This is a genomic window from Virgisporangium aurantiacum (assembly GCF_016863635.1).
GTDB lineage: Bacteria > Actinomycetota > Actinomycetes > Mycobacteriales > Micromonosporaceae > Virgisporangium > Virgisporangium aurantiacum.
The window spans coordinates 1-9621 of sequence record NZ_BOPG01000146.1 but is presented as its reverse complement, the minus strand read 5'-3'; the positions used below and the strand labels follow the sequence as shown (position 1 = coordinate 9621).

At 69.8% G+C, this 9621-nt stretch carries 2 protein-coding genes; both read left to right on the top strand.

What is annotated here, in order from left to right; all coding sequences use genetic code 11:
* Positions 1 to 63: 63 nt before the first annotated feature.
* Entirely contained in the window at positions 64 to 3252 is a 3189-nt protein-coding gene (locus Vau01_RS62425) for a non-ribosomal peptide synthetase (protein WP_204015058.1), read from the top strand.
* On the top strand, positions 3249 to 9621 hold a 6373-nt coding region (locus tag Vau01_RS62420; protein ID WP_204015055.1), incomplete at its 3' end, for a non-ribosomal peptide synthetase. The genes Vau01_RS62425 and Vau01_RS62420, both read left to right, overlap by 4 nt.

Here is a 9621-nt window from a genome sequence, read left to right as displayed (position 1 = left end):
ACCCACCTGGCCCTCCTCACCGACGCCCAAACCACGCAACTCCGTCACCTCACCACCACAGAAGTGACCGCCCAGGGCACAGAACCGGTCCACAAGCACATCGCCGCCCACGCCGTAGCCAGGCCGGATCACCCCGCCGTCATCGACGCGACAAGCGGCATCCGGCATGAAATCAGCTACGGACAGCTCCACGACCGGGCCCGCCATCTTGCCTACCAAATGCGGGAACAGATGTGCGAGTCCCGCCACGCTGAACCGATCGTCGCGGTCGAGCTGCCTCGCGGGGTCGATCTGGTCGTCGCGCTACTGGCCGTCTGGTATGCCGGCGCGGCCTACCTACCCCTGGACCCGGACTACCCGCCCGAGCGGCTGAGCACCATGATCACCAGCGCTCAGCCTGACCTGCACCTCACGCCGGCCACGCTGGCGCACCTCACCGTCCCCCAGGCCGCAGACGACTCCTGGGTGCCCGCGCGTCCGCGTCAGGAGCAGATCGCGTACCTGATCTACACGTCCGGCTCGACCGGTACACCCAAGGGCGTGGTCGGAACCCACGGCGCACTTTCAGGATTCGCGCGAGCACAGCAGGATCTCTTCCGGGCAACGCCAGAGGACCGCATTCTGCAGTTGCTGTCCATCAGCTTCGACGTCGCATTGTCCGAGATTCTCATGGCGCTCACCGCGGGAGCCACTCTGGTGGTCTCGAACGCGATGCGCGAGCAGTCCGCCACCGAGCTTGTGGATCTGCTTCACCGGGAACGGGTCACGATCGCGCAGATTCCCCCCTCGCTTCTCGGGGTTCTGCCTCCGGCCGACCTGCCGTCTCTGCATACCCTCGTGACGGGAGGAGAGGCATTTCCTCGTGACCTGATTGCCCGATGGGCACTCGGCCGCCGGTTCTTCAACGCATACGGGCCGACGGAGACGACGATCTCCGCGACCACCGCCCGGTGTCTGCCAGAGGACGTACGGCCAGTGTCGATCGGACGGCCCCTGAGCAACGCCGCCGTCTACGTCCTCGATGTCGGCCTGGGGCTCACGCCGATCGGTGTGCCGGGGGAGGTGTACATCGGCGGTGGCGGCGTCGCGCGGGGCTACCTGGGTCGGCCGGAGCTCACCGCGGCGGCCTTCGTCGCCGATCCGTACACCGCGGACGGCCGCCGGATGTACCGGACCGGCGACCGGGCCCGATGGCGGGCCGACGGGCAGTTGGAGTTCCTGGGCCGCGTCGACGACCAGGTGAAGGTGGCTGGTCTGCGCATCGAGCTCGGTGAGATCGAGGCCGTACTGGCCGGCCACGACGGTGTCGCGCAAGCTGCGGCCGCATTGCAGCCCGACGGTGACCAACAAAGGATCGTCGCCTACCTGGTCCCCGCGACGGCAACCGATCCGCCCGGGGTGGACGAACTTCGGCGGTTCCTGGAACGTCGGCTGCCCGCCCAGATGCTGCCGGCGATGTACGTGTGGCTGGATCGCCTACCGGTTACGCCGAACGGCAAGGTGGATCGCAGCGCCCTACCACCGCCGGACCGGAGCCGCGCGCGCCTGGCCGAGACCTATGTCGCACCGAGCACCCCCGTCGAAGAGGCCCTGGCCGGAATCTGGGCCGAGGTGTTGAACGTCGACCTGGTCGGCGTGCGGGACAACTTCTTCGAGCTCGGCGGAGACTCGATCAAGAGCCTTCAGATGATCACCAGGGCTCGGGCGGTCGGACTGGACGTGACCGCGCGGCTCCTCTTCGCGGAGCAGACCATTGCCGGGTTGGCGACAACCGTGGCGGAAATGCCGGCGACCGAGCCCGGAGAGCAGGACGCCCTCACCGGACCGGTTCCACTGACGCCGATCCAGCACTGGTTCCTCGCGCGCGACCTGCCGGAGCCGGACCATTTCAACCAGGCCGTGCTGTTGTCGGCACCTGCCGACGTCGACGTGGCCCTACTGAGCACCGCATGGCAGGCGTTGATCGACCACCATGACGCCTTGCGGCTCCGGCTGTCCCGGCATCCGGACCGCGGATGGATCCAGTCGTACTCCGACGACCGCGGCGGCATCGAGGTGGACACGACGGACGTTCCGACCGGCTCCGACCTCGGAGCCGCGCTGTCGCTGGTCGGCGAGCGTGCGCATTCCGGGATGGACCTCGAACACGGCCCCCTGTTGCGGCTTGGTTTGGTGAGGGACCGGGACCGGCGCTGTGTCAGGCATCTGGTCGCCATACACCATTTCGCCGTCGACGCCGTTTCGTGGCAGTTCCTGATCGAGGATCTGGCGACCGCATACCGTCAACTGGAAGCCGGTCAACCGATCCGCTTGCCTGCGAAGACGAGCTCCTATCAGGAATGGGCCCGTTATCTCGTCGAGTACGCGCGGGGACCCGAGCTCCTCCGGGAGGCCGCGTACTGGCTGGACTCGATGCCGCGCCGACCGCGTGCGCTACCCGTGGACAACCCGGCGGGCAGCAACACGTGGGCGACCGAGGCCAGGGTCACGGTCACCCTCGATCCCGAGTCCACCAGCCAGCTCACCGGCCCGGTGCACCGGACGTACAGCACCCAGATGAACGACCTGCTGCTGACGGCGCTCGCGCGAACCCTCGCCGACTGGACGGGACAGACAGACGTCCTGGTCGACCTCGAGGGGCACGGTCGTGAGGTGGGGGAGGGCTCACCGGACCCGGCGCGCACCGTCGGATGGTTCACGAGCCTCTTCCCGGTGTCGCTGCGCGTGCAGCCGGCGGCTCCGCTTGCTGACTCGCTCGTGGACGTCAAGGAGCAGCTTCGGCGTCTGCCGCGCCGTGGACTTCCCTACGGCGTCGCGCGTTGGCTCGGGCCGTCGGAACTCGCCGACGAGCTGGCGGCGCGCCCGATGGCGGAGTGCAGCTTCAACTACGTGGGACAGCTCGGCCCTGCCGGCGCCGTCGCGGCTGAGCCGCCGCCGTTCAGCGTCGTGCCCGGACCGACGGGGCCCGTCCACGGGACGCGCGGGCCGCGGCCCTACACGCTGACCTTTGACGCCGCTGTGCAAGGTGGGCGGTTCCATCTCACCATCGGGTACTCCACCGACGTGCACGCCGTGAGCACCGTTTCGGCACTGGCCGATCGGTACCTCGCGACGCTCCGCGCGCTGATCACCCTCTGCCTGGACACCGGGACGCCGCAGGCGACGCCGTCCGACTTCCCACTGGCGGGGCTCGACCAGGCGCAGCTGAACGCGCTGCTGGCACGGATGACCCGGGGCGGGGGGCAGACGTGAGCACGGTTGGGATCGCGACCTCGGCCGCATTCGCGGATGGCTACCCGCTGACGCCGATTCAGCAGGGCCTGCTCTTCCACAGCCTGCGGGAACCCGGGTCCGGGGCGTACGTGGAGCAACTCAGCATGCCGTTCACCGGGCGTCTCGATGTCGCGGCGCTCGGCAGAGCGTGGGAACACGTGACCAGCCGCCATCCGGTACTGCGTACCGCGGTCGTCTGGGAGGACGTGCCGAATCCCCTTCAGCTGGTCATGACCGACGCGCGGGTGCCGATCCGGTGCCAGGACTGGCGCGCCGCCACCCCGGCGGAGCGGGAACAGCGCTTCGCGCGCATGCTCGCCGACGACCGTGCGCTCGGATTCGACCTGTCGGTGGCGCCGCTGCTGCGGGTGACGGTGCTCCGGCTGGGGGAGCGGGAGTACCGCATGGTGCTCACCCACCATCACGTCGTCCTCGACGGATGGAGCGTACCGATCGTGCTCGACGAGGTGGTCACGAGTTACCGCGCGTTCGTCGAGGGACGGCAGCCCGAACTGCCGTCGCGCCGGCCGTTCCGCGACTACGTCGCCTGGCTGCAGACACGGGATCTGCCGGCGGCCGAAGCCTATTGGCGACGGGCCATGGAAGAAGTCACCGCTCCCACCTCCCTGGCCGTGGACACCGCCCGCGATCGTGACAACACCGAGCAGCCGGAGCCGGGGCAGGCTCACGCCGAGCTGCGCTGCCAACTGCCCGAGGCGCTGTCTCACGAGCTCACTGCGTTCACGCGACGCCACCGGCTGACTCTGAGCACGATCGTGCGCGGTGCGTGGGCTCTGCTCCTGGCCCGCTACAGCGGCGAGGACCTTGTCGTGTTCGGCGCCACCGTGTCAGGACGTCCACCGGAGCTGACCGGCTCCGAGGACATGGTCGGCATGTTCATCAACACCGTTCCCGTGCCGGTGCACGTCACGCCCGGCGCCCGCCTGGTGGAGTGGCTCACCGAGTTGCAGGACCAACTCCTGCGTACCGAGCCGTTCGCGCACGTCTCCCTGGTCGATATCCACCGCTGGAGTCGGGTGCCGCCCGGCATGGCTCTCTTCGACAGCATCATCGTCGTCGAGAACTTCCCCGGCGGCACACCGAGCGACGCCGGCCGGGCCGGTCATGACGACCTCATCCTCACGTACGACGGCAGCCCACTCGCCCGCAGCCACTACCCGATCACTCTCGCGATCGGAGCCGGGGAGCCACTGGACTTCGCCATTTCATACCTGCGCGCCCGCTTCGACAGATCGACGGTGGAACGCATGGCCGGGCACGTGGCGACCCTGCTGGCGGCCATGGCCGCTGATCCGCACCGGCGCCTGGCCGACGTCGACGTGCTGACCACCGATGAACGGGCCGACCTGCTGCGCTGGAACGACACCACGACCGAGGTACCGGCCAGGCTGACACCCGAGATCGTCACGGACCAGGCGACCCGGACGCCGCACGCACCCGCGGTCATTGCGGCGGACGGGACGCTCACCTACGGCGGCCTGGATCGGCGGGCGAACCAGCTTGCCCAGCGACTTCGCGCCCTGGGCGTCGCCTACGAGTCCGTCGTCGGCGTCTGCCTGGAACCCGGTCTAGACACGGCGGTCGCCTTCCTGGGCGTCCTCAAGGCGGGTGGAACGTACCTGCCGATCAACTTCGACGACCCACCCGAGCGGCGCACCTCGCTGCTCGACGGCGCTCATGCTCGTCTGTTGATCTCCCAACGACGGCTGGTGGAGAGCGGGCGGTCGGACCTCCGCGGTCAGCGGCTGTTGCTGTGCCTCGACGACCCCGACCACACCGGGGCCATCGACGCCGCCTCGCCAACCCCGCCGAGATCGGCCGTGAGGCCGGAGAGCCTGGCGTACGCCATCTACACCTCCGGGTCCACCGGTCGGCCCAAGGCCGTGATGGTGACCCATGGCGGCTTGTCCAACCTGATCGGAGCGCAGCGCCGTCTGCTGTGTGTCGGCCCCGAGGACCGGGTCGCCCAGTTCGCCGCCGCGGGCTTCGACGCGTCGGTCTGGGAAATGGTGATGGCCTTCGGCAGCGGCGCGGCGCTGGTGGTGGTGTCGGCACACGCACGTCGGGAGGTCGGGGAGCTCGTCGCGGAGTTGATCGCCGGTGATGTGACGATCGCAACGCTGCCGCCGTCGCTGCTCGGCGTCCTCGACGCGGGGCGGGTGCCCGGACTGGGCACTGTGGTGGCCGCTGGCGAGCGGCTGCCGGCGGAGGTTGCGTCCGCGTGGTCGGAGGGACGGCGCCTGATCAACGCGTACGGGCCGACCGAGACAGCGGTCTGTGCCACGGCCACGGACCGGATCCGGCCCATGTCCCCGGCGCCGACGATCGGCGGACCGGTGGCCAACACGGCTTGCCATGTGCTGGACCGCCACCTCCGCGCCGTTGCGGTCGGCGTGCCCGGTGAGCTGTACATCGCCGGTGCCGGCCTCGCTCGCGGCTACCTCGGCCGAACGGGACTCACCGCTGAGCGGTTCGTCGCCGATCCCTTTGCGGCGGACGGGAGCCGCATGTACCGCACCGGCGACCGGGTGCGGCGGCTGGCGGACGGGAACCTGGACTTCCTCGGGCGCGTCGACGACCAGATCAAGGTGCGTGGTTACCGGATCGAACCGGCCGAGATCGAAGCGGCGCTCGCCGTCCATCCCGGGGTCGGACAGGCAGCCGTGACGGTACGCACCGATACCGCGGACCTGCCGCAGCTGATCGCGTACGTGGTGGCCGCCGACCCGTCGTCCGCACCGGAAACCGGTGAACTGCTCGCGTTCCTCGCCACGCGGCTGCCGCGCCACCTTGTTCCCGACGCGGTGACTGCGCTGCCGCGGCTTCCGTTGTCGGCCAACGGGAAGGTCGACCGGCGGGCGCTGCCCGCGCCGCGCACGGTCGATGCCACACCCGCTCGCGAACCGGTCGCACCGCGGTCACCCACCGAGGAGATGATCGCCGGTATCTGGGCGGACGTCCTCGGGCTGGACACGGTCGGCGGCCGTGACAACTTCCTGAACCTCGGCGGCCACTCGTTGCTGGCTACCAGAATGGTGTCTCGGGTGCGATCGGCCTTCGGGCGCGACATCCGCCTCGCCGACTTCTTCGCCGCCCCGGCGCTCACCGACTTCGCTTCCGCGGTGGACCGCGCGGCGCACGCGGATCTCGCGGCGCCCCTGGTGTCTGTTCCGCGCGACGGTCCGCTGCCGCTGTCGTTCTCACAGCAGCGCATGTGGTTCCTGCACCGGATGCGTCCCGACAGTGGCGACTACAACGTGCCGATCGTTGTGCGCCTGATCGGTCGGCTCGACACCACCGCGGTGGCCCGCGCCATCACCGAGATCGCCGCCCGCCACGAGGTGCTACGCACGCGGTACGTGTCCGACAACGGCGTCCCCGGCCAGATAGCCGATCCGCCGGCGCCCGTGCCGTTGCCGGTCGACGACCTGACCGCATCGGCGGTCGGTGACCCGATTGCGGACGCCCGTCGCCTGGTGGCCGCGGAGGTCTCCCGTCCGTTCGATCTGGCGGCGGCCGCGCCGCTGCGGGCCCGGCTCTTCCGCCTAGCCGTCGATGACCACGTGCTGGCGTTGACGCTGCACCACATCGCGTGCGACGAGTGGTCGGCCGGGATTCTGCGCCGCGAACTGTCCACGTTGTACGCGGCATTCTGCGGCACCGGCGAGGCGGAACTGACGCCGTTGCCCGTCCAGTACGGCGACTACGCCACGTGGCAGCGGGCGTGGCTGCGCGGCGACGTGCTCGACGAGCAGACGCGGTACTGGCGCGAGCGGCTGGACGGCGCGTCGGTGACGGAACTGCCCACCGACCGACCGCGCCGTGGGGTCTACTCGGGCGCGGGGGAGCTGGCCTTCTTCGACATCCCGGCCGCTGTCGCGGACCGCCTCCGCGCGGTCTCCCGGCAGAACCAGGTCACCATGTTCATGACCCTGCTGGCGGGTTTCAAGGTGCTGCTCGCCCGGTACTGCGGCCAACGCGACATCGTCGTCGGCACGCCGGTGGCCGGCCGCACCGGCGTGGAGACCGAGGACCTGATCGGCTTCTTCGTCAACACACTGGTCCTGCGTACGGATCTCTCCGGTGACCCCGCCTTCACCGACGTACTCGCGCGCGTACGCCAGACCGCTCTCGGCGCGTACACCCACCAGGATGTTCCGTTCGAGCAGCTGGTCGAGCGACTTCAGCCGGACCGGGACCTGAGCCGACACCCGCTCTTCCAGGTGGTGCTCAGCTTCGACAACACCGCGATGCCCGACCCGACCCTGGGCGAGACACAGTCGTGCGCCTTCGCGGTCCCCTGGCAGACGTCGCGGTTCGACATGACCGTCGCTCTCAGCGGCGGCCCGACGGGCGGCCCGCTCACCGGCGCGGTCGAGTACAGCTCGGATCTGTTCGACCGGGCAACGGTGGAGTGCCTGCTCGGCCACTACGCCAACGTGTTGGCCGCCGTCGCCGTCGATCCGAGCCGCAGAATGTCACAGGTCGACCTGCTCGGTACCGACGAGCGCAGACGGATCGTCACGGGCTGGAACGACACTGCATCGGCGGGCAACGCCCACGTCCACGAGCTTGTCGACGCCCAGGCCTGCCTTCACCCGGACAGCGTCGCGGTGGTGCACCGCACCCGGCACGTAACCTACGGGACCCTGATGGAGCGCGCCGACCACCTCGCGCACCGTCTGGCCGCGGCGGGCGTCGGTCCGGAAAAGCTGGTCGGCATCGCTGTGCCACGGTCGATCGACCTGGTGGTGGCGCTGCTGGCGGTTGCGAAGGCGGGTGGGGCCGCCCTGCCGCTTGACCCCGACTACCCGGAGCAACGACTGTCCTGGATGTTCGCCGACGCCGGCGCCGGGGTCCTGATCAGCGACCGGGACGCGGCGCCTCGCCTCGGAGCACTCGCCGACCGCGTGATCGTCATGGACGCAGACACGCCTGCCGATGCGGTGCACCAGCGGCTTCCACGGCCCGATGGAGACAGTCTCGCGTACGTGATGTACACCTCGGGTTCCACCGGCACGCCGAAGGCGGCGGCCGTGTGCCATCGGGGCTTCGCCAACGCCATCCGGCACTCGATCGGGCTGCTCGGAGTCGCGCCTGGGACGACGGTGCTGCAGACCTCACCGTCCAGCTTCGACCCGTGTCTGCAGGAGGTCTTCACGGCGCTCGCCGCGGGCGCGACCTTGCACGTGGTTGACCGGGAGACGATCATCGAGCCGGGCGCGCTGGCCAGGCTGGCGCGCCGCATCGGGGCCAGGATGATCGGCTTCACGCCCTCCGGGTTGCAGACGCTCGACAGCGACGCATTCCCAGGTGTCACCACCGTCATGGTCGGCGGCGAGCCATGCCCGACCGACCTCGCCGCCACGTGGGCCGACGGCCGTGCACTGCACAACGTCTACGGGGCAACAGAAGCCGCGATCTACTCCATGTCGTTCAGTTACCCGCCGGATGATCGCCCGGCGTCGACAACGCTGCCGGTAGGCAGACCGATCCACAACAGCGAGGCATACGTCCTGGACCCGTGGGCCCAACCGACGCCCATCGGTGTCACCGGAGAGGTCTACCTCGGCGGCGCGGGGGTCGGACGCGGATATCTCGGCCGGCCCGGATTGACCGCCGACCGGTTCGTGGCCCACCCCTTCGCCGGCGACGGCTCCCGGTTGTACCGCACCGGGGATCTCGGCCGATATCTGCCGGACGGAACGATCCAACTGCTCGGTCGCCTCGATGACCAGGTCAAGGTGCGCGGCTACCGAATCGAGCCCGGTGAGGTGGAAGCGGCCATTGCCACCCATCCGCACGTCGCCCAGGCGGCGGTGCGCGTCGACATCGACAGCGCGGGCCGCCGGCGGCTCGTCGGCTACCTTACCCCCGCCGCCGGTACCCCGGTGCCGACCACGGACCAGTTGCGGACGTTCGCATCGACGCTGCTGCCCGAACACATGATTCCGTCGGTCTTCGTCCCGGTGCCGGAACTGCCCCACACGCCGACCGGAAAGGTCGATCGCGCCGCGTTGCCACCGCCCGAGACCGTCCGTCCGGACCTTGCCACCGGCTACCAGCCGCCGCGCACGCCGACGGAGCAGCTCCTCGCCGATCTGTGGGCGGAGTTGCTCCGGGTGGAGCGACCGGGCATCCGCGACAACTTCTTCCACCTCGGTGGCCACTCGTTGTTGGCGACCCAACTCATTGCGCGGATTCAGACGACGTGGGACGTGGAATTGCCTCTCGCCGCGTTGTTCGACCACCCGGTGCTCGGCGACCTCGCCACTGTCATCGATGGTGGGGGTGTCGGTTCGATGGTTGGTTCGGTGGTGGGTGGCC